This window comes from Nitrosospira sp. CT (genome assembly GCF_059489795.1).
On sequence record NZ_JCAHZJ010000019.1, the window covers coordinates 1 to 26,197 of the forward strand.

General features: G+C 50.6%; 22 protein-coding genes, 1 tRNA gene, 2 pseudogenes and 1 other annotated feature. Of the genes and pseudogenes, 19 read left to right on the forward strand and 6 right to left on the reverse strand.

The features are described 5' to 3' along the window. Together AC52W5_RS03310 and AC52W5_RS03315 are read left to right on the forward strand one after the other, a co-directional pair. Positions 1–252 (forward strand): annotated as a pseudogene (locus AC52W5_RS03310) (hypothetical protein); the annotation flags it as partial. Between the two features lie 169 nt (positions 253–421). Beyond that, positions 422–985, forward strand: a complete 564-nt coding sequence (locus AC52W5_RS03315; RefSeq protein ID WP_495669964.1) for an FxDxF family PEP-CTERM protein — start codon at positions 422–424, stop codon at positions 983–985. Between the two features lie 509 nt (positions 986–1,494). On the opposite strand, the gene AC52W5_RS03320 is transcribed toward AC52W5_RS03315, so the two are convergent. Beyond that, positions 1,495–1,571: transfer RNA gene (locus tag AC52W5_RS03320), tRNA-Val, on the reverse strand. 113 nt (positions 1,572–1,684) lie between these two features. Here AC52W5_RS03320 and AC52W5_RS03325 point away from each other — a divergent pair. The 8 genes from AC52W5_RS03325 (at position 1,685) to AC52W5_RS03360 (ending at position 9,834) form a co-directional block, all read left to right on the forward strand. Further along, the gene (locus AC52W5_RS03325) at positions 1,685–2,416 is read left to right on the forward strand and encodes a pseudouridine synthase (protein ID WP_495669994.1); all 732 of its coding nucleotides are present in this window, start codon (positions 1,685–1,687) and stop codon (positions 2,414–2,416) included. 112 nt (positions 2,417–2,528) lie between these two features. After that, a complete protein-coding gene (gene rfbB / locus AC52W5_RS03330) occupies positions 2,529–3,590 on the forward strand; it encodes a dTDP-glucose 4,6-dehydratase (RefSeq protein ID WP_495669965.1) in 1,062 nt (353 codons plus the stop codon). Next, positions 3,590–4,492, forward strand: a complete 903-nt coding sequence (gene rfbD, locus AC52W5_RS03335; RefSeq protein ID WP_495669966.1) for a dTDP-4-dehydrorhamnose reductase — start codon at positions 3,590–3,592, stop codon at positions 4,490–4,492. Before rfbB ends, rfbD begins: the two co-directional genes overlap by 1 nt. Further along, positions 4,489–5,376 (forward strand): glucose-1-phosphate thymidylyltransferase RfbA, encoded by an 888-nt coding sequence (gene rfbA, locus AC52W5_RS03340; protein ID WP_074973893.1) that lies wholly within the window; start codon positions 4,489–4,491, stop codon positions 5,374–5,376. The genes rfbD and rfbA overlap by 4 nt, the downstream gene beginning before the upstream one ends. Further along, positions 5,373–5,924: a dTDP-4-dehydrorhamnose 3,5-epimerase gene (gene rfbC, locus AC52W5_RS03345; RefSeq protein ID WP_495669967.1), complete on the forward strand. Its 552-nt coding sequence runs from the start codon at positions 5,373–5,375 to the stop codon at positions 5,922–5,924. The genes rfbA and rfbC overlap by 4 nt, the downstream gene beginning before the upstream one ends. 118 nt (positions 5,925–6,042) lie before the next feature. Then, a complete protein-coding gene (locus tag AC52W5_RS03350; RefSeq protein WP_495669968.1) occupies positions 6,043–7,146 on the forward strand; it encodes a fatty acid desaturase family protein in 1,104 nt (367 codons plus the stop codon). A gap of 337 nt (positions 7,147–7,483) precedes the next feature. Continuing rightward, complete coding sequence (locus tag AC52W5_RS03355) at positions 7,484–8,764, forward strand: nucleotide sugar dehydrogenase (protein ID WP_495669969.1); 1,281 nt, start codon at positions 7,484–7,486, stop codon at positions 8,762–8,764. A gap of 17 nt (positions 8,765–8,781) precedes the next feature. Beyond that, positions 8,782–9,834, forward strand: a complete 1,053-nt coding sequence (locus tag AC52W5_RS03360) for an SDR family oxidoreductase (protein ID WP_495669970.1) — start codon at positions 8,782–8,784, stop codon at positions 9,832–9,834. Between the two features lie 45 nt (positions 9,835–9,879). Here AC52W5_RS03360 and AC52W5_RS03365 read toward each other — a convergent pair whose 3' ends face one another. Genes AC52W5_RS03365 through AC52W5_RS03385 form a run of 5 tightly spaced genes read right to left on the reverse strand, consistent with a single transcriptional unit; the run spans position 9,880 to position 13,795 of the window. Next, positions 9,880–10,509, reverse strand: a complete 630-nt coding sequence (locus AC52W5_RS03365; RefSeq protein WP_495669971.1) for a tetratricopeptide repeat protein — start codon at positions 10,507–10,509, stop codon at positions 9,880–9,882. 46 nt (positions 10,510–10,555) lie between these two features. Continuing rightward, complete coding sequence (locus tag AC52W5_RS03370; RefSeq protein WP_495669972.1) at positions 10,556–11,794, reverse strand: glycosyltransferase; 1,239 nt, start codon at positions 11,792–11,794, stop codon at positions 10,556–10,558. A gap of 11 nt (positions 11,795–11,805) precedes the next feature. Next, a complete protein-coding gene (locus tag AC52W5_RS03375; RefSeq protein WP_495669973.1) occupies positions 11,806–12,693 on the reverse strand; it encodes a hydrolase 1, exosortase A system-associated in 888 nt (295 codons plus the stop codon). Further along, positions 12,690–13,547 (reverse strand): hydrolase 2, exosortase A system-associated, encoded by an 858-nt coding sequence (locus tag AC52W5_RS03380; protein ID WP_495669974.1) that lies wholly within the window; start codon positions 13,545–13,547, stop codon positions 12,690–12,692. The genes AC52W5_RS03375 and AC52W5_RS03380 overlap by 4 nt, the downstream gene beginning before the upstream one ends. Further along, positions 13,544–13,795: an acyl carrier protein gene (locus tag AC52W5_RS03385; protein WP_112891299.1), complete on the reverse strand. Its 252-nt coding sequence runs from the start codon at positions 13,793–13,795 to the stop codon at positions 13,544–13,546. The genes AC52W5_RS03380 and AC52W5_RS03385 overlap by 4 nt, the downstream gene beginning before the upstream one ends. A gap of 1,279 nt (positions 13,796–15,074) precedes the next feature. Here AC52W5_RS03385 and AC52W5_RS03390 point away from each other — a divergent pair. From AC52W5_RS03390 to AC52W5_RS03430, 9 genes and pseudogenes are all read left to right on the forward strand, one after another. After that, a complete protein-coding gene (locus AC52W5_RS03390) occupies positions 15,075–15,749 on the forward strand; it encodes a hypothetical protein (protein ID WP_495669975.1) in 675 nt (224 codons plus the stop codon). A 212-nt stretch (positions 15,750–15,961) separates the two neighbouring features. Further along, a complete protein-coding gene (locus AC52W5_RS03395; protein WP_495669995.1) occupies positions 15,962–16,054 on the forward strand; it encodes a PEP-CTERM sorting domain-containing protein in 93 nt (30 codons plus the stop codon). A 308-nt stretch (positions 16,055–16,362) separates the two neighbouring features. Beyond that, positions 16,363–18,852, forward strand: coding sequence for an SGNH/GDSL hydrolase family protein (locus AC52W5_RS03400; protein ID WP_495669976.1), 2,490 nt, complete (start codon positions 16,363–16,365; stop codon positions 18,850–18,852). Between the two features lie 67 nt (positions 18,853–18,919). Next, positions 18,920–19,189, forward strand: coding sequence for an acyl carrier protein (locus tag AC52W5_RS03405; protein WP_495669977.1), 270 nt, complete (start codon positions 18,920–18,922; stop codon positions 19,187–19,189). 12 nt (positions 19,190–19,201) lie between these two features. Then, complete coding sequence (locus AC52W5_RS03410; RefSeq protein WP_495669978.1) at positions 19,202–20,764, forward strand: amino acid adenylation domain-containing protein; 1,563 nt, start codon at positions 19,202–19,204, stop codon at positions 20,762–20,764. Then, positions 20,764–21,912, forward strand: a complete 1,149-nt coding sequence (locus AC52W5_RS03415; RefSeq protein ID WP_495669979.1) for an acyl-CoA dehydrogenase family protein — start codon at positions 20,764–20,766, stop codon at positions 21,910–21,912. The genes AC52W5_RS03410 and AC52W5_RS03415 overlap by 1 nt, the downstream gene beginning before the upstream one ends. A gap of 372 nt (positions 21,913–22,284) precedes the next feature. Then, positions 22,285–23,616 (forward strand): UDP-glucose dehydrogenase family protein, encoded by a 1,332-nt coding sequence (locus tag AC52W5_RS03420; RefSeq protein WP_495669980.1) that lies wholly within the window; start codon positions 22,285–22,287, stop codon positions 23,614–23,616. Between the two features lie 16 nt (positions 23,617–23,632). Then, on the forward strand, positions 23,633–24,667 hold the full coding sequence (locus tag AC52W5_RS03425) for an NAD-dependent epimerase (protein ID WP_495669981.1): 1,035 nt from the start codon (positions 23,633–23,635) through the stop codon (positions 24,665–24,667). Positions 24,668–24,868: 201 nt separating this feature from the next. After that, a pseudogene (locus AC52W5_RS03430) lies at positions 24,869–26,102 on the forward strand (IS3 family transposase). After that, positions 25,147–25,263 (forward strand) — a sequence feature (AL1L pseudoknot). (Overlaps the previous pseudogene by 117 nt.) Positions 26,103–26,197: the final 95 nt, after the last annotated feature.

Consider the following 26,197-nt stretch of genomic DNA (forward strand, 5'->3'; position numbering starts at 1 on the left):
GAGGATATGGTGGTAGTGGAAACTCCGGATGCCATTCTGGTCGCGCAGATGAGCAAGACGCAGCATGTGAAGAATATCGTCGACAGCCTCAAGCGTGTTGGCCGCCCGGAAGGCGAGTTGCGCCGTAACAGGGCGGAACATGGATTGTCGTTCGGGGCACAGCACAGGTTACGCGGTGACACCAGCTACCTTGTATCTGAAAATGAGTTGGAAGAAAGGAAAGCTGAAGACTTAATTAATTTTCCTGGCTAGTCCTATCGGTCTATTGATCATTTGCCCATGGAGTGTAATCTTTCACTATCGAGGCCCGCGGATTAATTTCGCACCTCGGTGCAATAGGTACTACCAACAAAAAAATTGTCAACTCTGCTAAAAGGTTGATCTTCAATGTTTCTAGTAAGTACTTAAGGAGGTTAAAATCATGAATACTTTTTTGAAGCGAGCTGTTACTGTTGCGATTCTGGCAGGGGTGAGCGCTGGAGCCAATGCTGCACCTACGGATGATCAGCTTGGTACGGTGTCTTTTGATGTGCCAACCACGTTCACCGGAAGCGTAGTGCCTGCTGGAAATTTCAATGATGTCTTTTCTTTCAGTCTGCCTGCCAACGGAGGTTCCGGTTACAGCGTCATCAATTTTCCGGTGGATGTCCCGGATCATGGTACCTTCAACACGATCCTCTCCACGATGTCACTGATTTCCAACCCGGACGGAATCCGGAACAACGGTGATGAGACACAACTGGCCTCGGCCGTGATTGGAGGATCAAATACATCTGACTTGCTCACTTTGCATTGGGGGCCAAACGCAGGTGGTAATTTTGATTTGAATATCACAGGAATGACCAACGGTACCCTTGGCGGTCTTTATAGCGGATCGATCCAGGTGAGTGCGGTTCCGGAACCAGAAACCTACGCGATGCTTCTGGCAGGCTTGGGCCTGATGGGCGCTGTCGTGCGGCGGCGGAGCCAACGTAAAAATTCCTGATTGACGAAACGCAAACCTCTTCTACGTGGAGAAAGATACGGCCCCCTCGGGGGCCGTTTTATTGACGCATTCTCATGCCCGGTGATATCAACCGTTGTGGGCAAAGGACGGAAATTGGCGGGGTTGCATTTGACAGACTGTCCATGCCGATCCTTTCTTTTCAACGATGATCCTGTTGAGATCATAGTCGATGGAATAGATTCCATTCTCTCATTACTTGGAAATGTTCTTCCCTTTCCAGCTGATTTCTAATGTTGTTCTCTGTCTATTCCCCTTTTCTTAAGAAGTAAGTGATTTTTTCACTCTAGAAAATGCTTTCAAGCACCTTCTTGAGCCTCCAATCGTCCATACCTTGAAATCAAAACTCGCTTCGATGGTTTAAATGATCGGAGGCGACAGAGAGAAAGTATGGCAGGGAGGCGCAGCAAAAAGCAGGAGAAAGACCGGGTGCGCTATGCCGTTCTATCGGGGAAAACAGGAAAAGCAGTGATAACGGATATAAAGGATGTTGGTAGGCGCGATTGGACTCGAACCAACGACCCCCACCATGTCAAGGTGGTGCTCTAACCAGCTGAGCTACGCGCCTGCGAGTCGCAATTCTAGCTGAAATGGTACAGACGTTCAAACTATAATGTGCAGTTCTTGAAAGATGATGCGTCGTTATGTTTCGTGAGTCTTTTCGTTCAGCAGCAGGAAACGATGGAAAAAATCCGGTTATCCAAGCTTATGTCCCAGAAGGGGTTGTGTTCGCGCCGGGAAGCGGATGACTATATCGAACGCGGCTGGGTATTTGTGGATGGGGAGCGCATCAATCAGTTAGGCATCAAGGTTTTTCCTACGCAGGAAATAAAGCTTGCGCGCATGGCACAAGCGCAGCAGTGCGATCAAATCACCGTACTGTTGCATAAGCCCGTTGGGTATGTTTCAGGACAACCCGAGCGAGGATACAAGCCCGCAATCAGCCTCATTAATAGAGAATCGCAGCTTCATGATAGCAATGCACTATCCAGTTTTAGCCCATCAAATTTGAAAGGTATGGCGCCCGCAGGCCGGTTGGATATCGATTCAAGCGGATTGCTTGTTTTTACCCAAGATGGCCGCATCGCGAGGAAATTGATCGGTGCCGAATCCGAGATTGAAAAGGAGTATCTTGTACGTGTGGAAGGAGTGTTGTCCCAGCGCACCCTGAATCTGTTGAGTCACGGCCTGAGTCTGGATGGAAAGGCACTGAAACGTGCCGAGGTGGTCCAGCAGAATAAGGACCAGTTGAGATTCATTTTAAAGGAAGGCAGGAAGCGGCAGATTCGTAGAATGTGCGAACTGGTTGGTTTGAAGGTCACAGGACTGAAACGAGTTCGCATCGGCAAGGTAAAGCTGGGCGAGCTTCCCTTGGGAAAGTGGCGTTATTTGCGGCAAGACGAAGAGTTTTAACCACGTATTCTGCGTTTTTTCCATTTTGTCCATCATCAGGATTCAGCGTAAGGATTCCCAAGCGGTAAGAGTGTATTAAACAGCATAACGTAATGATTTCAAGGAAGAGCAAATGATTCTGGTAACAGGAGGTGCCGGATTTATCGGGGCGAATTTCGTATTGGATTGGCTGGAGCAATCTGACGAGGCGGCCATCAACCTCGACGTGCTCACTTATGCTGGCAACCTGGAGAACCTGAAAACGCTGGAGGGCGACAAGCGGCATGTTTTTGTACAAGGCGATATTAGTGATTCCGATCTCCTGGTTCATCTGCTAAAGAACTATCGGCCGCGCGCCATCCTTAATTTTGCTGCGGAGAGCCATGTCGATCGTTCCATACATGGTCCGGAGGACTTCATGCAAACCAACATCGTGGGTACCTTCCGCCTTCTGGAAGCATCTCGCGATTACTGGAGCAAATTGAAGGGAAATGAAAAGCAGCAGTTTCGTTTCTTGCACGTCTCAACCGATGAGGTGTATGGTTCGCTGGCAAAAGACGAAATGCCTTTTACCGAGACGCATCGTTACGAACCTAACAGCCCTTACTCAGCAAGCAAGGCAGCAAGCGATCATTTGGTGCGTGCCTATCACCACACATACGGATTGCCTGTTTTCACCACAAACTGCTCCAACAATTACGGCCCATATCAATTTCCCGAAAAGCTCATTCCGCTCATGATCGTCAATGCACTGGCGGGAAAGTCATTGCCAGTCTACGGCGATGGCCAGCAAATCCGCGACTGGCTCTACGTAAAAGATCATTGCAGCGCCATTCGCCGCGTGCTGGAGGATGGCATTCCGGGAGAGATTTATAATATCGGCGGCTGGAATGAAAAACCCAACATCGAAATTGTGGAAACAATCTGTAGCCTGCTGGACACCTTTCGCCCCCGCGCGGGCCAGTCCTATCGCAATCTGATCAAATATGTGGCGGATCGTCCAGGCCATGACCGGCGTTATGCGATCGATGCGAGCAAAATCGAGCGTGAACTGGGTTGGAGACCTGCTGAAACTTTTGAAACAGGAATCAGCAAAACTGTGCAGTGGTATCTCGACAATGCGGTTTGGGTCACCCATGTTCAATCCGGAGCATATCGGCACTGGGTGGAGAAGAACTACAAAGAGCGTGCTTGATGAAAATTCTACTGTTTGGAAAAGATGGCCAGGTTGGATGGGAACTGCAGCGCAGTCTTGCACCCCTAGGCGAGATAGTGGCTCTGGATTTTGGCAGCCACGAGCTCTGCGGTGATTTCACACGTCTCGACGGAATTACAGATGCTATTCGGACAGTTGCGCCGGATGTGATCGTAAATGCCGCCGCCTATACAGCGGTGGACAAGGCTGAAAGCGAGCCGGAGCGTGTCCGCCTCATCAACGCCCTTGCTCCCGCTGTACTCGCCCGCGAAGCCGGCAAGCTGGGCGCTTGGCTGGTACATTATTCTACCGATTATGTATTTGACGGGAGCGGAAGTGCGCCTCGTGTGGAAACCGATTCTCCCACCCCTTTAAATGTGTACGGCATAACCAAGCTCGAAGCCGAGCAAGCGATTTTGACCTCGGGTTGCAACCATCTCATCTTTCGCACGAGTTGGGTTTTTGCAGCGCGTGGCAGTAATTTCGCAAAAACCATGCTGCGCTTGGCCCAGCAACGCGATAGTCTCAATGTTATTGATGATCAGGTTGGCGCTCCCACCGGTGCGGAGCTTCTGGCTGACATCACTGCTCAGGTCATACGGATAAGCAGGCAGGGGCAGAATATCTCTGGGCTTTATCATCTGACTGCCGCGGGTGAAACGTCCTGGTACGGTTATGCGAATTTTGTATTGAACTTTGCGCGGCAGGAGGGGATCAAGCTGATGGTCGCGCCAGAAAATGTTTTCCCGGTAACAAGCAGTGAATTTCCATCCGCCGCTCGGCGGCCAAAAAACTCCCGCCTCGATACCGGAAAACTGCAAAGCACATTCGATTTAAACTTGCCGCCGTGGGAGACAGGGGTTGAGCGCATGCTCACCGAAATTCTCGAGAAACCACTATGATTCAGCGTAAAGGCATCATTCTTGCGGGAGGCTCCGGCACACGGCTCTATCCCGTGACAAAAGCGGTCTCCAAACAATTGTTGCCTATTTACGACAAGCCCATGATCTACTATCCGCTCAGCACATTGATGCTCGCGGGTATTCGCGACATTCTCATTATTTCCACTCCTCAGGATACGCCACGTTTCGAGCAGCTTCTGGGTGATGGGGGGGATTGGGGTTTGAACCTGCAATATGCGGTGCAAAACAGCCCGGATGGGCTCGCTCATGCTTTTATCATTGGCAGGGATTTCATTGGAAAGGATTCGAGCGCGCTTGTGTTGGGTGATAACATTTTCTATGGTCACGATTTGCATCTGCAATTACAGCATGCCATGGAAAGACAGGAAGGTGCGACAGTCTTTGCCTATCACGTACAGGACCCGGAACGGTACGGGGTCGTCGCCTTTGATGCGAATCATCGTGTTTCTTCGCTGGAAGAAAAACCCGCTCAACCCAAGAGCAACTACGCGGTGACCGGCCTTTATTTTTACGATAATCAGGTAGTGGATATTGCCAGTGGACTCAAGCCTTCCGCGCGCGGCGAGCTGGAAATCACCGATGTCAATCGCACTTATCTCAAGCATAATCAGCTCAACGTGGAAATCATGGGACGTGGCTATGCCTGGCTGGATACCGGCACGCACGAAAGCCTGATAGAAGCAAGCAACTTCATTGAAACCATCGAACACCGTCAGGGGCTCAAAGTGGCCTGCCCGGAAGAGATCGCCTTTCGCCAAGGTTTCATAAATAGCGAGCAGCTTGAGAAGCTGGCGCAGCCTCTGGCCAAGAATGGTTACGGCCAGTACTTGAAACGCTTGCTAGAGGAATGGGTGGTTACATGAAGGTTATTACCACCTCTATCCCGGAGGTCCTGATAATCGAGCCCAAAGTGTTCGGAGATAGTCGCGGATTTTTCTTCGAGAGCTTCAATCAGGAAAATTTCCGGCGAGCGGTCGGACTTGACGTGGGGTTTGTACAGGATAATCATAGCCGCTCTGTCAAGGGCGTGCTGCGTGGGTTGCACTATCAGATCCATCGGCCGCAGGGAAAGCTGGTACGTGTCGTGCGTGGGGCAGTATTCGACGTGGCTGTAGACATTCGCACATCATCCCCTACTTTTGGTCATTGGGTCGGCGTCGAATTGACTGAAGACAATTACCGCCAGTTGTGGTTGCCGCCCGGATTTGCGCATGGGTTCTATGTCCTCAGTGACATTGCAGATTTCTTATATAAAACCACCGAGTACTATTTTTCTGATTTTGATCGCAGTATTCTGTGGAACGACCCGGGAATTGGCATCGAATGGCCCCTCGAGGCAGGTGCAAGCCCCGTCGTTTCCAGCAAGGATGAAAAGGCGGTGAGACTGGTTCATGCCGAGGTGTTCGAATGAAGTCGCACCATGTTCCAGGTCGTGAAATAATGGCGGAATGTGGAAAGGAAAAGGGAAAGAGAGTGGATAGCGCGTCAGACCGAGTCGGTACCAGACAAAGAACAGTGAGTATCCGGTGATGATGCAGATACAGCCAGGACAGGAATTTCCGTTGCGGGAGGCGCACAACCTTGTCCGCGATCTCATGACGCCCAATCCCTGGATCTACTGGTTGGATTTTCTCTTCCATATCTCGCTTGGCTGGGCAGTCTTCCTGATCATCCTGTCCATACCGCTCTTTTCATTCTGGCAGTTGCTGGCCCTGCCCGTTGCCACGTTTGCTTTTTATCGCGCCGCTATCTTTGTACATGAGCTGGCCCATCTCAAAAAAGGCACCTTCGGGGTGTTTCGCTTTATCTGGAATGTGACGTGTGGCATACCTCTGCTGATTCCTTCCTTTACCTATGATGGCGTGCACAACGATCACCACAGGAGAGATGTGTACGGCACTGCCGGAGATGGCGAATATATCCCTTTTGCAACCCTGAAACCGATGGTCATGGTGGGGTATGTGCTGCTGTCCTTCATCCTGCCGCTTTTCTTCATCGTTCGTTTCCTGCTTCTCACACCGTTGTCGTATTTCATTTCGCCGCTGCGTCGGATTCTGTGGGAGCGCGCCTCCTCGCTCACCATAGATATGAACTATAAGCGCGCGCCGCATGCGCTCCGCAACGACAGGCATTGGAGAATCCAGGAGTTTGGTGCTTTTTTATTCATCACCGCGGTGGTTACCTGTATTGAACTGGATATTCTGACCCCTTGGTTCCTGGTCTTCTGGTACATCATCGCGATGTTCATCTTTTTTATAAACTCCTTGCGTACATTGAGCGCACACGCGTATCGTAATCCCGGCGGCCGCCCGATGGAATTTGCCGAGCAATATCTCGATTCCATCAATGTGCCAGGCAACTTCCTCACTGGCCTGTGGGCTCCGGTTGGTTTGCGCTATCACGCAACACACCATCTTTTCATGAGCATGCCCTACCATAATCTGGCTGAAGCTCAGAGGCGTCTTGTAAACGGATTGAGCGATAATACCCTTTATCTGACCACAGTTCGGGCAGGCATGTGGGATGCATTACAGCGGATATGGAAGGAAGCCGTCGCGAATACGCGGCGGAGCGTGGGGTCCGCATCTGCGGTTGAGCTGGACGATAGTGCAGGGCGGCGTAGAAACGCTTAAAAATATCATCCGCTGCAAACGCCAAATATCCAGGCTTCGTCAGGCATTACTGGGTTGCGAACCTCGACGGCCTCCAGGCTTGTGCGGAGACTTGTTGCAAAGCAGTCAGGTGCAATGAACTTTGTTCTCTGGTTGAGTCGAGACTGGCCGGCTGATTCTCACAGCCAGCTTCTTCCTTTTTCCTTTGTCATTTCCCGCTATGATATGCTGCATGAACAGTTCAGGGACTGACCTTCAGTACAATGGTATTCGAGGTGATATGGCTTGATGATACTGGATGGAGATGATCTGGTTTATGCCGTTATAACGTCTACAAGTATAAAGCGGGAGATAACTGATGAGTGTAGTAGCAGTGGTTGGGTTAGGTTATGTAGGATTACCTTTGGCAGTTGAGTTTGGAAAAAAAAGGAAGACTATTGGTTACGATCTTTCAAGCAGCAAGATAGCAAGTTACAAGCAATTTATCGATCCGACCGGTGAAGTTTCCTCCGGTGACCTGAAAGCCGCAGAGCAGCTTCATGTCACTACCGACCCGGCTGAGTTGTCACAGGCGGATTATATTGTCGTGGCCGTTCCAACACCCGTAGACGCAGCCCATCAGCCCGATTTTCGCCCCCTCATAGGCGCGAGCGAAACTGTGGGAAAACATATGAAGCGGGGAGCGACCGTTATTTACGAATCCACCGTTTATCCAGGAGCAACCGAGGAAGTCTGTATTCCTGTTCTGGAGAAACATTCCGGCATGAAATGGAAAAACGATTTCCATGTCGGCTTCTCGCCCGAGCGGATTAACCCGGGCGACAAACAGCATACACTTACAAAAATTCTCAAGGTCGTCGCTGGAGACGATGAGGATACGCTGGAAAAAATTGCAGCGCTTTACGAGAGCATAATTACCGCCGGTGTGCATCGCGCCTCCAGTATCAAGGTGGCCGAGGCGGCCAAGGTGATCGAAAATACTCAAAGAGACCTCAATATCGCTTTGATGAATGAACTGGCGATTATTTTCGACAAACTGGACATCGATACACTGGAAGTGCTGCAGGCGGCCGGCACGAAATGGAATTTTCTACCTTTTCGCCCGGGTCTGGTGGGGGGTCATTGTATCGGGGTCGATCCCTACTACCTTACCCATAAGGCAGAAATGGTCGGTTATATCCCCCAGGTCATCCTCGCGGGGAGGCGTATCAATGACAGTATGGCCAAATTCGTGGCGGAACAAACGATCAAGCATATCATCAAGGCCGATATCAACGTTCGCAGTGCCCGCGTGAATGTTCTCGGCTTGGCCTTCAAGGAAAATTGTCCTGATCTCAGGAATTCCAAGGTTGCCGATCTGATCAATGAACTCGAAAGCTATGGAATAGAGATTCACGTCCATGATCCTGTGGCAAGTCTGGAAGAAGCCCGCCACGAATATGGCATAGAACTTGAATCATGGGAAGATCTTCCCCGTGCCGATGCAATGATTGTTGCAGTTGCCCACCGCCAGTTCACTGACATGCCTTTGACCCAATTTCAGACCAAAATCACGGATAAAGGGTGTTTCATAGATGTGAAATCCCAGTTCGATTCTGCCGCACTCCGAGAGGCTGGCTTAAACGTGTGGAGACTGTGAAGGATAGTTCGCCAAGCATGGCTGCTTACCCAAAATCGCTGCGGCATCTGGAGGACCGCCAATACTGCTGGCTGGTTACGGGCGTTGCCGGCTTCATCGGATCCAATCTGCTGGAGGCATTGCTCAAGCGTAACCAGAGAGTAATCGGATTGGATAATTTTTTCACCGGCTATCAGCGGAATCTTGAGCAGGTAAGGGACCTGGTTGGGGAAAAGGCCTGGCGTAATTTCAGCTTTATAGAGGGTGACATCTGCCGGCTCGAAACTTGCACAGCCGCATGCCAGGGCGTGGATTTCGTTTTGCACCAGGCAGCACTAGGTTCCGTGCCGCGTTCCATTCAAGACCCCATCCGCACCAACGAAAGCAATATTTCCGGATTCCTCAATATGTTAGTTGCAGCGCGCGACGCGAAAGTGAAGCGCTTCATCTATGCTGCTTCCAGTTCCACCTATGGCGACCACCCCGATCTGCCAAAAGTGGAAGCGGTAATTGGACGCCCCCTCTCGCCCTATGCTGTCACCAAATATGTGAACGAGCTCTACGCCGATGTGTTCGCCCGTTGCTATGGACTGGACTCCGTTGGGTTGCGCTATTTTAATGTATTCGGTCCGAGACAAGACCCCAATGGCGCTTATGCCGCAGTTATCCCCCAATGGATTTCCGCACTGATCAGGAACCAGACGCTATATATCAATGGGGACGGGGAAACCAGCCGGGATTTTTGTTATATCGACAATGTTGTTCAAGTCAACCTTCTCGCCGCTCTCACTGACAATGCGGCAGCCGTGAATCAGATTTACAACGTAGCGGTGAATGAACGCACGAGCCTGAATCAACTGTACGGCATGATGCGCGATCTGCTGCTGGAGAAATTTCCGGAGCTCGCGAACCATCAGCCGACATACGTCGACTTTCGCAAAGGCGATGTGCGGCACTCACAGGCGGATATTACGAAAGCCGCCAAATTACTTGGTTTTGAGCCGTCTCACCGCATTGATGAAGGACTCAGACAGGCAATGAGCTGGTACATCGCGCATTTCGCCCCTGCACAGGAGGCGGCTGGCGTCTAAACATTTGCTGAAGCTTCGATTCGCGCTAATCCCAGTTTTTTTGCGCTATTCATCCCATTTCCCCGCCTGCTTCAACTGATTCTTCAAGCCCGGTAACGGAAACCCGAGTTGATATGCTTTCTTCGCATACGTTTTCGCCTGCTCGTAATTTTTCTGTTTCAAATAGAGTAAGCCGACATTGTAATTAATGGTAGGATCTTCTGGCTGAAGATCAGAAGCTATCTGTAGTTGCTCATTAGCCTCATGAGAACGTGCAGTTTTTAACAGATAATCAGCGTACACCATCCGCACCATCGCATCGGTGGGTTTGAACCGTATGGCGCGTTCGAAGTAGCACTCAACAGTGTATTTTGCGCCTACAGGTTTAGTAACCTTCTCTCTGAGGCCCAATTTTGCCATCGCCGTTAGAGCCCGATGATGATTTGGAAAATGCTCAAGCGTATAATTTAAATCCCCTCCGAGATATCCAGACTTTCCCCTAATCAAGTTCTCCACTTCCGGAGTGAAGTGAAATCCTTCCACGACGCCTAATTTATTCGCTCTATCCTCACTACTGGTGTAGTCACCTCCCGTCAATCCTAATTTTATTTCTCCACAATAATTCTTTTTAGCTGCGTAAAGTGGGGAGGCTGCAGCCCAAATTGTTACCACAGCAATTCCTATTATAACTTTCATAGAGCCTCCACTTCAGCAGGAGTTCGCCATCCTACGCACCACAGCCTCACGTGTTTTGAGGTGCTATTTGGCTTAGAAGATTACTCAATTGCTCTGTTCTTGATCTTCGGGCACACTCAATTACTTTTTCATGTGGCGCAATTGGAGCCTTATTCTCCTTGGTTAATGTCAGAAAACGGAGTAGCTCCAGCATAATATCATTCTTCGAATCCAGGCGAGCTATGGTGTCGATTCCTGCATCTCTCAAGGCCGCAGCGGTATTCCCGGCCGGATCAGTCAGGGCCAATATAGGGCGCCGAGCACGCAGATACTCATAGAGTTTTGCAGGAATCTGGTTATTGCAATTCGATGCCTGAAGGATTAAAAGTCCATCGGCGGATAACATTTCCGCCAAAGCGTCTTGGTAAGGGATTGCCGGTGCCAGCGAAACAATGAGACCGAGCCCATATCGGCTAATCAATGGTAAAAGGTACTCGTCGTGCGCGGTAGCCCGAAGTATCACTTTCAAGTTCAAGGGAGAAATCAGCCTCCGCTCTAGTAGCGCCGCCAGAGCTTCAAAAAATGCTACAGGGTCACGTTCAGATGGGTAAATGATGCCACTGTGAACGAGTACGAACTGTTCGCCGCTTTTGGATAGACCTCCCCCAATATGAGCTTCGGCTGCCGTAAAATTTTCCTCATCATAACCGTTCTCTATCAGGTAGAATCGCGAAGCAGGAATGCGCGGAAATCTTCTTTTGTAATCATTGATCGCCCCCGGAGTAGTTAAAACAGCCCGAGTGCAATCGTTGATCGTCCTTTTCTCAATCCATTCATATATTCGGCGGGTGAACGGTTCGAGCGGGTAATCTACATCCGTCATGGGATCTCTTAGATCGGCAACCCATGGAAGCCCAGTTATCCGTCTCAAGCTGAGCCCGATCAAATGAGCCGTGGCAATGGGGTAGGTAGACCAGATGACGTCAGGTCGATATTTTCGAACCAGGTGCAAACCCAGGGGAACCGCACCCATCAACCAGGAAATCCAGCGATCAGGCAGAGCAAGTAAACTCGGATAACGCCCCATGAATGACAAATGCCTGGATACGTCGAGAGCAAAGGCACGATACACCGGTAACTGATCGGAGATTTCCTGAATTTGATGGTTGCTCGTGCTGGAGTATGCTCTGGGGTGTGCCGTTAGGACAATCGGTTCCCATCCAAATTCGGGCAGATATTGGGAAAATTTCAGAGTTCGCTGTATGCCGCTGCTTCCCCACATCGGTGGGTAATGAAATGCGATCATGAGAACGCGTTTCACCATGATTGAATCCACTCCCTTGTAGCGACGGCTACCTGGTCACGCCACTCGCGGCGGGAAAAGGTGTGGTTGGCCTCCGGTAAGTCAAGCCTCGATATCTGAGGCGATGCCAGCAGCTTTTGCCACTCTTGTGACCGTTTTACCAGATCTAGGAACTCCTGAGCTGTGAGGTCTTTACCACTGATAATGAGGAGTAACTTTCCATGGAAACGGCTGAGTCCGTCAACCATCCTCTTCGGTAAGGGAGCAACATGGCAAGAATTTTCTTCTGGCGAGCTTCCGGGTGAATCTTTCATGCTGCCAGCAATCTTTTTTTTGCCCGCAAAAGCTTTGCCCATGATTTTCCAGAGAGACCGGATTGATTCGAAATAATCAAGTTGCCCTTTCCGTATTTTCCCCCAGAATTCTGGAGTGAAAATACGATCAAGGTAGTAATGTTTCAGATAGGCTTGCGCTGCGCCTTGATCTGTTCTCACCCAGGGATTCAGCAGCACGAGACCCATGACACGGGTATCCTCATGCGCATAGAAAAGCGCAGCCGAAGCGGCATCGCATAATCCCCAAATCACCAAACCGTTAAGAGAAGGCACCTCCTCAAAAAACTCGTCTATCGCGCAGCGCAGATCATCCCCCAGATCTTCGAACGTTCTGGTATCTCCTTCGCTATCTCCCATTCCCCGGTAATCAAAGCGCAGGACAGGTACACCATTCGCCGCGAGGTAACGGGCAAGCAGGACAAATTGACGGTGACTGCCTACACGATACTGTGGGCCGCCTACTACGATCAACAAACCCTTTGAGGCGAGTTGTACCGGTACGCTTAAAATTCCATATAACTGTGAACCGTGGCAGGGGAAGCTAAGGGCACGCTCCATGAAATTCATGCAGAGGCTCCCCTAAAAATCCCTGTTGTGGATGATACCAGAGCAGGACATTCCGAAATTTCTTGTGTCGCCCAAAAAGATACACAGGGTACAACGTAGACGTGCACATCGACCCCACCTTGCTTCCACAAATTCACTACTTTTGATCCTGCTGGAGATATGGAGCGGCCCGGCTCGGCTACGATCTCGATCCAGTGGATAGGACTTTTCGTCACTCTGAGTTCCGCCGCATCTAGCTTATCGATTACAGTGGCGAGTTCCGGGGAAAGTTCATAACCAGCCACTTCAAGGGTATTTCCGGCTTGCAGCAAAGAACGTAGCTCGTCCGTCCCTACGTGTTCCTGTGTATCGGCATCAGCTGAAAGTATTTCACCGGCGAGACGTAGGCGCAGGAACTGGGTCAGAAAGGATTTTCCCTTTAGTACGGGCTGCCACAGGATTATCTGGTCAATCGAGGTGTCCAAATCTCTGGCGAAATCCAACGCGAGCAGTGCACCCAGGCGCAGGCCCCAGAGACTGACGGGTGCAGCCACACGGTTCTCAAGCCAATTCTTTGCAACCCCTAAGTCTTGCTTCCACAAATTCCAGCTGGCGTTCCCAAATTCACCACTGCTATCTCCACAGCCAAAGAGATCAATTTGCAGCATTCCGAACCCGTTGGCTGCAAAAGCTCTTGCCTGCAACGCGACCATCCGCCTGGACTTGTTCATCTCTTCGCCGAACGGATGAACATACATGAATACCCCTCGGCATTCCCTGCGAGGATGAGGAGGGTAATAAAGACAGAAACGCTCTCCGGAGTCCGCCTTCAGGAAAAAGGGCTCAGCAGGTAAATTCCCGGCATATCCGCTCATTCAGTCAATTTCTGCTCAACAAAGCGTGTGAGACTACCCACGGTTTCGAATGTTCTGGCGCTGATCTCATCGTCATCCACGGTGATGCCAAAGTGCTCTTCCAAAGCGGTGATTACGTTCACTACTGCCATCGAATCCAATTCCGGAATGTTTCCGAGCAAGATGGAATCTTCCCTGAGAGAGTTCTTGCGCTCGCCGAGGCTCAGGACATTGGACAAAATACTCTTTACTTCTTCAACGTGCTGCATAATTACTCCGTAGCTGGTTTGTCTTACGGGGTGGAACAGAGCTTCCTCAATTGCCGGTATTAATGTAAAACTCCAAAATGAATCTGGGCGGGAAGATAAATGAAAAAACGGAAATATCGATGCGGATGTGATTTGCTATCGACCGTGCAAAAAAGATCCCGCTGCCTGCCGATAGGGTCCCGAGGTCAGCGTGAGATGCCAGCTTAACCAAATTGATTGCGGAAACCCCACTACACGGCGGCTGCTATTGCACGTCGTTTTCACTCAGAATGCGGTGTGCGTCATAATCACAGAAAAGTCAAGTTGAGACAAAAGTCAGGTTCGACATAAACATCGAGATCCCCAGCCCTTTGTTCTGCCGGTAATGGCATATAACGGCGCGTACTTCGTCTTTCTTGATAGTGGTAGCCAGTAAGAAACATAAAAAGCCGATAAGCGTCGTTCCGTTCCGCCCCACTAAAAATTTCTTAATACTACTACAAAGAATAGCGAAAGTGAGAATAGACTTTGGCCTCCCCAGGGAATAATTGAAGCTTCCGGTAAGAATACAGTTGATGTCGTCAGCTTCGAGAGTCTTCCTTGCGCTTAAAAAGGCAAGATTCCTAAATTCATTTACTGATACGGAACCGTATTCATCAGTCGGAAACCACAGACCAGCTTGAACTTGGAATTCATGCTATAAATAACTTATTTAACCAGCGGTTAAAAAAGAAGTTGATATCATGACATCACTGGACCTTTATTTAAGGATGCTAAACATGGCAAAAAAAGCAATAAAAGGAAAATCTCGAAGTCTGCTGTTTATGAAGGCAGGTTTCACTCGCTAAAGTTTGCGCTTGTTTCCACCTTGGTCATGAGCTTGTTTCCCGGATTCTTCGCGCAAGCACATGCAGTGACTGCTTTCGAGCGCATGTCATCGTTGCTGCAAGCTACACCGGAGGGTGATTGGGTTAAGGCCAGTACCAATCTATATTCCGATGCGTGGGCAAAAGGTGCTGACGCAGTAAAATATTCTAGTTATGAGAGCCCCACGGCAATTGTAAGGGCCTGGAGCTCCTTCGCCTGGGATTCAGCAAAAGGAGACTTGATGCTATGGGGTGGCGGCCATGCAAATTACGCTGGAAACGAGATGTATGTATGGGGGGGAGCCACTGGTAATTGGGGACGAGGTTCTCTGCCGAGCAGGATTGATTCAAATGGCTTGGTAGTCGGGGGCGGGCGCTCCGCAATCTGCGCATACCTATGACAACAACATTTATCTCCCGGTCAATGATATGTTTTGACGTTCGGTGGCGCAGTATTTCCCAACAGTGGAAATTTTCAAACTCTGGATGGGACCAGCGTGCGACGTGCGGGCCCTTTTCTTTGGGACCCAACAAAAGCGGATCCAAACAAAGTAGGGGGCGTAACTGGTTCTGGCTACAATACTGTCAATGTGGCTCAGGGCGGTAATATGTGGATTGATCGACAGGGGCAATGGACAGGGACTGAACCTCCAGGCTACGTCAATGGTACTACCGCCTATCGGACGGAAAACGGCAAGGATGTCGTTTATCTTACTGCAGATCTGCACTCTACAGGTTTTCCCTCTTTATATCGCTACATATTAGGGAATGTGAGGAATGGCGGACAAGATACGTGGGAAAAAATTGGCACTTCGTCTAACTCGATCGGCTTTAAAGGTGCCGCCACGATCGATCCTGTACATAATCTTTACATCCGGACAGCGACGGTAGCGGGGGCGCTCACGTCTGATTTAATGATATGGGATCTAGACAATGCAGATGCTGCCCAGCCTGATAGCAATCGCGATATCGGGATCGATCTCATCAATGCCGACGGATCCGACTTTCGAATCACGGGCAACTACGGTATTGGTTACGACCCCCCAACAACAACATTATTCTTTGGGACGGGACCGATGGCGGTGGTGCGGTCTGGTCAGCCAGTGTAACAACTGACGCAGAGAGTAATGTTAGCTCCAACACTAGCTGGACCGTCACTGAAATTTCCAGCTCACCCCTGGATCACCCTCACGGCGGCTTCGCTACAGGTGTGCTTGGCAAGTGGCACTATGATGAAGCGCTGGGCGCTTTTGTCGCCCTGGACGCAATTTCCGCAGCGGGGAACGGAGGGTGGGATGCCTCTGTGTGGTTATATAAGCCCATGGCTGCGGTAATTCCGGAACCGGAAACCTATGCGCTGCTATTGGCGGGGTTTAGCCTTATCGGCTGGGTTATTCGAAGGCACCCAAAATAACAGCCATCTGTATTGATCCTTTAGACAGGGTCATTGCGAACTTCCCACTATTAAAGCACCTGCAGCATTTCATCTGCAGGTGCTGGCTCCACTCCTGCCAGCTCAGTTATCGCTTTTATAGCTTCCACTTATTACCCAAAAAATGAGTCTCGGTCCTGCATGCTGCAGTCTCGACTGGCTCTATGCTTACGTTGACCCATGCTTCTGTTGAGCGTAAAGTTAGACGCAGCGAGCGGTAGTAAAAAATTTGGCCTACCCAAGCCCTCACGTTTATAAGCCCTTTTCCTTCATAAGGTTAGTATCAGTTTATGAGTGCGACAGTTGCTATGGGGCGCATAGGCGCGAAGGAATATCTGCTCATCCTTTTCCAACTGGGTATCGTTACCCTACTGCTGCGACAATTCCACATTGAAAGTGCAGCTTTTTTGCAACTCGCGCTGGTCGCGTTCAGTGGTTTCGCTATCCATGCGCTTCTTCCATTACAGCACCGCTTATCCTTTTTTCTTCTGCTCTCCCTTATAGCGATAGTTATCACGTTAGGTTTCGCTGAAGGCGCTTCGCTTGTTGCCACCGGTCTTACACTTATCGGCATCTGTCATTTGCCGGTTTCATTCAAATGGCGCGCAGTTCTGATTCTTGCTGTCACAGCTCTCCTGATCGCATGGCGTGCTAAATGGATAGAGGGACCAGTAGCCGATGCTGTTTGGCCAATACTTGGCTCGATGTTCATGTTCCGGCTAATCGTCTATATCTACGAGCTACGCCACGATAAGACGCCTGCATCACCTGTACAGGTATTGTCCTATTTCTTCATGTTGCCAAATGTATGCTTCCCACTTTATCCAGTGGTCGACTACAAAACTTTTTTGCGGAATTATTATGATGATGACGCTTATCGTATTTATCAGACTGGGGTCGACTGGATAGTACGAGGCGTGATCCATCTGATTTTATATCGATTTGTCTACTACCATCTTACACTCGCCCCCTCTGAAGTAACGGGTCCTGCGGAATTGATACAGTACCTAGTAGCAAACTTCCTCCTGTATCTGCGGGTATCCGGCCTCTTTCACTTAATCGTTGGCATGCTGTACCTGTTCGGTTTTCGCCTTCCGGAAACACATAATCGCTATCTCCTAGCTTCCAGCTTTACCGATTTCTGGCGGCGCATAAATATTTACTGGAAGGACTTCATGCAAAAGGTCTTTTATTATCCAGCCGTATTCAAGTTACGGAATCTGGGCACGACCCGGGCAATGGTGGTAGCAACGTTATACGTATTTATCCTCACCTGGTTTTTGCACGCATACCAATGGTTTTGGTTAAGAGGAACAATGCTGTTGGTTCCGCAGGACATTTTGTTCTGGACCATTCTTGGAGGGTTGGTGGTGGTTAATGCGCTCTACGAACTCAAGTATGGTCGCAGTCGCAGTCTTGGCAAAGCGAAGCAGACATGGCGAAGTCTGTGTATTCTTACCCTCAAGTCATTTGCTACTTTCTGGTTTATTTGTATCCTTTGGTCCTTTTGGACAGCCGAATCCATACCTGCCTGGTTCTCATTATGGTCCTCCCTCGGAGGACCGATGACCGTAGATGCTCTGGTTTTCCCGGTTATTGCGTTGGTAGTGATTTTTCTGGGTAATATCGAAGGCAGTGCGATCCGTAATACGCGCTCCTCTGAAAGTGCAGATCGCGAGTGGGTCCGGGCAAGGTTCGCCATGATCACATCAATGTGCATACTTGTGGGCGTGAGCTTCGAGGGAGTGCATTCACGCATTGGTAGCGACGTGGGCACGATGATCCACTCGTTGCGTTCCGCCCGCCTCAGCCGCCTCGATACTGCCAACCTGGAGCGGGGCTACTACGAAAATCTGCTTTCCGTCGACCGCTTCAATTCCCAGCTTTGGGAGGTTTACACGAAAAAACCGGCGAACTGGCTGGGCGGTGACTCAGGACTGAAGCGCTTCACGAGTGACTTTGCGCAGTCGGAAATGGTGCCGTCTGTGGTATTGAACACGAATTATGGCACCGTCAGCATCAACCGGTGGGGAATGCGTGATCAGGATTATGAGCGCAAGCCACCTCCAAATACGTTCCGTATTGCCATGCTTGGCGCATCGTCTGTCATGGGTTGGGGGGTCGGAGATGGACAGACATTTGAAGCGCTCGTGGAGAGTCGTTTAAACCGCGAGGATAAGCTTCATATTAAATATGAAATTCTCAATTTTGCAGTTCAAGGCTATCAACCGTTGCAACAACTTGTTTCGCTCGAGAAGGCGCTGGAATTCGAGCCGGATGCCATTTTTTATGTCGCGACGGGACGCGAAATATCACGTGCAACACGATATCTCGTTGAGGCAGTGCAGAAGAATATCGATATTCCTTTTGAACCCTTAAGGGATATTGTCACCAAGGCCGGTCTTACAAAGGATATGGACGAAACGACCGCGCTGAGACAACTTAAACCTTACAATAACGAAATTCTTTTCTGGACCTACCGCCATATCGCGGAGCGCTCCCGCAGCAAAAATGTCCTCCCGGTACTGGTTTTTCTGCCGCAGGTGAGGGAAGGGACGTGGCAGGAGGAAACACCGGAAACGCTGCGTATGGCGGAGGGAAGCGGTTTCGTTATTATCAACCTGAGTGATGTATATGATGGGTATGACATCACCACCATCCGCCTTGCAGAATGGGATGACCACCCGAATGTGCAAGGCCATGCATTGATCGCATCGCGACTGTATGAGGAATTGCGCAGGAAGCGAGATGTGATTTTCAACAGCTCCCCCTCGCGGTGAAACACGAAGCATTTGTGTAGAAGTGACTTTTTCAGAATTTTACTCATCCATGATTGGAGGATACGAAGTGACTCGGGAGACTCAGGAAATTCAGGATATACAGTCCGCCGTGAAGGCATTTATTCTTCAGGAGTTCCTTCCAGGGGAAGACCCTGATGAACTGACGGATACAACTCCACTGATCACGGGCGGTATACTCGACTCGATTGCGACGATCAAGCTGGTGCTATTCATGGAAGAGCAGTTCGGCATAAAGGTGGAGGCACATGAGACCGATCCTGAATATCTGGACACCCTTGATTCGATCGCCAAACTTATTCGCTCGAAACAATCCTGAGGCAGTGTCGTCATGGCGGACCGGGCATTACATCAATACTTCTTAAGCGCTGCAAAGCGCTACCCTTCACACACGGCGGTGATCGAACCAGATGCTGGAAGCATAACCTATGGCGAACTATCAGCATTGTCCCATCGGGTGTGCAAACACCTTTACAATTCAGGTGTGCGGCGAGGGGACCGTGTTGGCATATACCTGCGCAAGTCAATTGACAGTATTGCAGCCATTTATGGAATTCTTCAAACGGGTGGAGTGTATGTTCCGGTAGATCCTGGAGCTCCACCCGCCCGTAATGCTTTTATCATGCATAACTGTGCGGTAAAGCTTGTTTTTATTGAACGCCGGTTCGAAGCCGCGTTCAGGGAGGAAATACAGAAGTCCGATTGCATTCCCGACATGGTCATTATCGACAGCACTGGTGGTGGGAAGGGTTTAAACGGCGCGCTGGCTACATCCGAAGACTTGGAAGGAATGAGTTACGTAGCTTTACCCCAGACCGAACCCGATGACTTGGCCTATATTCTCTATACGTCCGGTTCCACCGGCAAACCCAAGGGCGTGATGTTGACGCATGAGAATGCGGTGAGTTTCATCAATTGGTGCTCCGACGTGTTTGAACCGACAGAGACTGATCGTTTTTCCTCGCACGCGCCATTTCACTTCGATCTTTCCATCCTCGACATTTATCTTCCATTAAAACATGGAGCTAGTCTGGTACTGGTAGCCGAAGAAATGGGCAAAGATCCTGTTCGTCTCGCCTCACTGATTGCCGAACAGCAGATTTCCTGTTGGTATTCCGCTCCGTCGATTCTGAGCTTGCTCGCGCAGTATGGAAATCTCCAGCATCAGGATTATTCGGCACTTCGTCTAGTGCTGTTTGCAGGAGAAGTTTTTCCAGTGAGCCATTTACGAACCCTGACAAGATTATTGCCCCGACCCAGGTACTTCAATTTGTACGGTCCCACGGAAACCAACGTGTGCACATTTTACGAGTTGCCTTTACCTATCGCCGAAGAACGCGCCGTTCCTTTTCCCATTGGCAAGGTCTGTGCGCATTTTGCAGGAAAAGTCGTCGATGAGAGCGGGCGAGAAGTAACGGTAGGTGATCCGGGCGAGCTTTGCATCAGCGGAAGCGGAGTTATGAAGGGCTACTGGGCGCTGGATGAGCAAACGTCTCGTGCTTTTCTCGCCGATGGTGCAAATCGCTGGTATCGTACCGGCGATATAGTGGTTGAAGCTCAAGACGGTAACTACATCTATCAGGGTAGGAGAGATAGGATGGTCAAGCGCCGAGGTTATCGTGTCGAGCTTGGCGAGATCGAGGCTGGATTGTATCGGCATACTTTAATCCGGGAGGCAGCAGTAGTGGCAACCAATGACGATGAGGCGGGAGTGAAAATAAAGGCTTTTTTGATCAGCCGGGAAGCGAAACACCCCTCGATCATCGGGCTGAAGCGTTTCTGTTCCGAAAATCTGCCGCTTTACATGATTCCGGATGAGTTCGTCTGGTGCGAAGAACTACCCAAAACGTCCACCGACAAGATCGACTACCAGCGTTTGAAGGAGATGCATTAGTGGATTTCTCCGTTACTGATGAGCAAAAAAAATTGCGCGAAAAGATTATCAGGTTTGCGCAGCAAGAGTTGAACGATGATGTCATTGTCCGCGACAACGAGCAGGTGTTTTCACGAGAGTTCTGGCGTAAATGTGCTGAAATCGGTATACAAGGTCTTCCCGCTGAGCAGGCGTACGGCGGCAGCAATATCGATGCCCTGTCATGTGCGATGGCGCTGGAAGCATTTGGCTATGGTTGCCACGATGGCGGTCTCGTATTTTCCATTTGTGCACACGTGTTGGCATGCGTTGTACCGGTGTCCAAGCACGGTACGGTTGAGCAGAAGCGGCGCTATCTTCCGGGCCTCTGTGACGGCAGTCTAGTGGGTATGCACGCTATCAGTGAACCGAATGCGGGCTCTGATCCGTTTGCAATGCAGACACACGCTGAGAGAGATGGTAATGGCTGGCGTATCAACGGGACTAAAGCTTTTGTTTCAAACGGACCGGTTGGGGATTTGGCCATTATATTCGCGGTAACCGATCCAAAAAAAGGTTTTCATGGCGGCACAACTGCCTTCCTTATAGAGATGGCTACGCCGGGGTTCTCTTCCAGTAAAAAATTTGACAAGCTAGGATTGCATACCGCACAAGTCGGCGCACTCACACTGGATAATGTTCATGTTCCCGAGACTGCGGTGCTGGGAGGTGTCGGAGCAAGCTCAAGTGTCTTTGCAACGGCGATGGACTGGGAACGTATTCTGTTGGTTGCAAGCCATGTCGGTACCATGCAACGTCTTCTCGAAAAATCAATCGCACGTGCGCGTACGCGCTCCCAATTTGGCCAGCAAATTGGAAAATTTCAGGCGGTGTCGCACAAGATTGCCGATATGAAAGTACATCTCGAGGCCGCGCGTTTGTTGACCTATCAAGCCGCTTGGCGGCTTGATCACGTTAAAAATGCTTCCCTCGATGCGGCTATTACCAAGCTGTTCGTGAGTGAGTCTCTCATCAGGACAGCGCTTGATACTGTCCAGATTCATGGAGGTTACGGGTATCTAGCTGAGTACGACGTCGAACGGGCGCTGCGTGATTCGATCGGTAGCACCATCTATTCAGGAACGTCGGAAATGCAGCGAAACATCATTGCGCGTTGGCTTGGACTGTAGGAAAAATATTGGGGAGTCTTCTGCGGGGTGTGAACGAGCGTTTAACCGTGATTACCCTCAGACATTGGGTTTGCTATCTCCAGTAGCGTGGATTGTTCATTCAAAATCAAAACTGTTGCGACCAGCGCGATAAGACACGTCTGTGAAGAGCCTCAGAGCATTCCCTCTCCCTCATCCGAAAAAGCAGACTGTACTTGGTGCAAATCTCGGGCAATTCTATTACTAACAGTCGAGTTCGATAAGCTTATTTCTTTGCCTGCCTGAATAGCAGATCGAAAAACTCCCTTCCGGTGTAAAGGTCGAATAAATCCTTCCGTTAGCAATTGAAGTTGTCTTGATGATCTTGATGATAAAGAGAAGTAGGAAAATAAGATGAAAGTAAGTGTAATCGGCACGGGATATGTTGGCCTCGTAACAGGTGCTTGCCTGGCGGAAGTGGGTAACCACGTGATGTGCCTGGATGTAGATGAGAGCAAGATTCGATCTCTCAAGGATGGACGCATTCCGATCTATGAGCCCGGACTGGAGGATATAGTCAAACGCAATATGGAGAGCGGAAAACTCTGTTTCACTACAGAGGCGCCTGAAAGCGTACATCACGGAGTGATCCAGGTTATTGCAGTGGGAACGCCCCCGGATGAGGATGGATCCGCTGATTTGCGGCATGTGATCAGCGCCGCGCGCGCAATTGGCCGGCACATGCAGGAATACAAGTTAATCGTCACGAAAGCGACCGTTCCCGTCGGAACGGCAGACAAGGTTCGCAGCGCGGTGAAGGACGAGCTCAACGCAAGGAGCCCTGAAATCGAATTCAGCGTTGCATCAAACCCCGAATTCCTGAAAGAGGGTGCCGCAGTGGACGACTTTATGCGTCCAGATCGAATTGTGCTTGGCGCCGACGATGAGCAAGCCGTGCGGTTGATGCGATCGCTATATATGCCTTTTAACCGCAATCATGATCGTCTTGTCCTCATGGATACCCGTTCCGCTGAGCTGACCAAATATGCGGCTAATGCCATGCTCGCTACGCGCATCTCATTCATGAATGAGCTAGCGTTGCTTGCGGAGAAGATGGGTGTTGACATTGAAAACGTGCGGCAAGGCATCGGTTCTGATCCTCGCATCGGCTACCATTTTCTCTATGCGGGTTGTGGCTACGGCGGCTCCTGTTTCCCCAAAGACGTTAGAGCGTTGCAGCGGACGGCAAACGAATACAACAGTAACCTGCAAATTCTCAAAGCAGTCGAACTTGCTAACGATTATCAGAAAGCAGTACTGCTTGAAAAGATCGTGACCAGGTTTGGCAGTAACCTCTCCGGCAAAAATATTGCGCTTTGGGGACTTGCTTTCAAGCCGAATACAGACGATATGCGCGAGGCGCCCAGCCGTGTGCTGATCGAGGGGTTGTTGGCGCGCGGCGCGACAGTGACAGCCTATGACCCTGTCGCAATGCATGAGGCCAGGCGCGTTTTTCAGGATGACGCGCGCCTTCAGCTTGTAGATAAACCCATGGCTGCCTTGGAGGACGCGGATGCTCTTGCTATCGTTACCGAATGGAAAGTATTTCGAGCACCTGATTTTGGCGCCATCAAGTCGAAGCTCAAGCATCCCGTTATTTTCGATGGCCGTAATATGTACGAGCCGGGTGACGTTCGTGCTGCGGGGATCGAGTACGTCACAATCGGCAGAAATCACCTGACTTGATTTTAAGGAGCGGTACTTGAAAGTTTTAGTCACGGGCGCAGCAGGATTTATCGGAATGCACGTAGCCAAGCGTCTGCTGGAACAGGGCGTCGAAGTGGTCGGTATCGACAATCTCAACAGCTATTATGACGTTCGCTTGAAAGAAGACCGCCTGAAGCAACTATTCCCTCTGCCGCGGTTCCGGTTTCTCAAATTGGACATAAGTGATCGCCCGGGAATGGAAAATCTCTTTGAAGTCGAAGGATTTCATAAGGTCATCAACCTGGCCGCGCAAGCGGGGGTGCGCTATTCTTTAAAGGATCCCCATGCCTACATTAACAGCAATATTGTTGGCTTTTTGAATGTGCTCGAAGGCTGCAGGAAGAACGGTGTGGAGCACCTGGTGTATGCGAGCAGCTCAAGCGTCTATGGGTTAAATACGCATATGCCATTCAGTGTCCACCATAACGTCGATCATCCGATCAGCCTTTATGCAGCCACGAAGAAATCTAATGAACTGATGGCTCATGCCTACAGTCACCTTTACGGCCTGCCGGCCACAGGGCTTCGTTTTTTCACTGTCTATGGGCCCTGGGGAAGGCCCGACATGTCAGCGTTTCTTTTCGCTAGCGCGATTCTCCAGGGGAGGCCGATCGAGGTATTCAACGAGGGCCGGATGCGGCGCGATTTCACCTATATAGATGACATCGTCGAAGGTGTGGTACGGATAATGGATAAGATTCCGACTCCCGATCCTGCATTTGAAAGGGCTGATCCCGATCCTGCCAGCAGCGGTGACGCCCCTTACCGTATCTACAACATAGGAAATCATAATCCAGTGGAATTGATGGAATTCATCGAAATCGTCGAAAAGGCCATTGGAAGAAAAGCAACAATTAACTTGCTGCCGATGCAACCTGGTGACGTCGAGGCGACTTATGCGGACACTGAAGGGTTGCGGGAAACTGTAGGTTTCGAGCCGGGCACGCCTCTGGACAAGGGAATCAGAAGATTCGTTGCGTGGTATAAATCTTATTATTGCCCAGAGAGCCCGCTAGATCAGTTCGCGTGACAATTGGACTCGTGTTTCGGCTGCTTTGGTTGTCCAAAAGTCCTCATAATTCAGCTAGTGCTTACAGCAGTATCGGTTTAAAGTGATGCACCGATGTAGCTTAACTTCAATTCTCTCGTGGGTGTTCTATCCAAAAAAGCATTCAACATCATAAATCACACCGGGTTTTGAGGAGGCTCCAATTCTTGAGAGAATGGAGCCATGAGCAAGAACAACAAGTTTTCCCCGAAGTACGTGAACGCGCGGTGCGCTTGGTCCAGGAGCATCGTGATGAATACCGGTCGCTGTGGGCGGCTGTCGAGTCTACTGCACCGAAGATCGGCTGCAACACCAACGACCCTGCTGGATTGGATTAAGCGATCGGAAGTCAACAACGGGACCCGCCCCGGCGTGACGACAGAAGAGCGCGAGCGTCTCAAGGCGTTGGAGAAGGAGAACCGCGAATTGCGGCGGGCCAACGAGATTCTGAAGTCGGCCAGCGCTTTTTTCGCCCAGGGGGCGCTCGACCGCGAACTGAAGAAGTAAACGCCTATCTTGATCAGCACAGTGATCTATACGGGGTCGAGCCGATCTGTAAGGTATTGCAGGTCGCCCCGTCAGCCTACAGGCGCTACGCTGTCCGATGTCGGCAACCACAGCTACGTAGTCAGCGGGCCCAGATGGATGAACAACTCAAGCCGCAGATCTATCGAGTCTGGGAGCAGAACTTTCGCGTCTACGGCGCTCGCAAGGTCTGGAAGCAGATGAATCGCGAGCGCATTCGCGTGGCACGATGTACGGTCGAACGCCTGATGGGCGACTTGGGCATTGAAGGAGTGCGTCGGGGCAAGCGAGTTCGCACCACAGTGCCCGATAACGCGGCGGCCTGCCCGCAGGATCTGGTGCGGCGCCACTTCGAGGCGGATCGTCTAAACCGGCTCTGGGTGGCGGATTTCACCTACATTTCCACTTGGCAGGGATGGCTGTATGTGGCCTTCATCATCGACGCTTACGCCAAACGGATCGTGGGCTGGCACGCCTCCGGCAGCATGACGACGGACTTCGTTCTGGATGCGCTTGAGCAAGCTGTGTACGACCGACGCCCAACGCAATCGGATGGGTGGTCCATCACTCCGATCGCGGATCGCAATACGTGTCCATTCGCTATTCCGAGCGCCTGGGTGAAGCCGGCATTAATCCCTCGGTCGGCAACACAGGAAGTGCATACGACAACGCGCTGGCCGAGACGATCAACGGACTGTACAAAACGGAAGTGATTCACCGCAGGGCTCCCTGGAAGACCAGGGCTGCGGTGAAGCTGGCCACGTTGGAATGGGTGTCCTGGTTTAACCACCAGCGCTTGCTGGGATCGATCGGCGACATCCCGCCCGCCGAAGCCGAAGAGCGTTACTATCGACAACTTGCAGCACCGGTTGCGGAACCTGTTTTACTTTAACCAAACAGCCTCCGCGATTCCCGGTGTGATTCATCATTGTGTTTTATGACTTTGTCGAGATGCAACAGGAAGACTGTTCCCAGCTTTAGCACGAA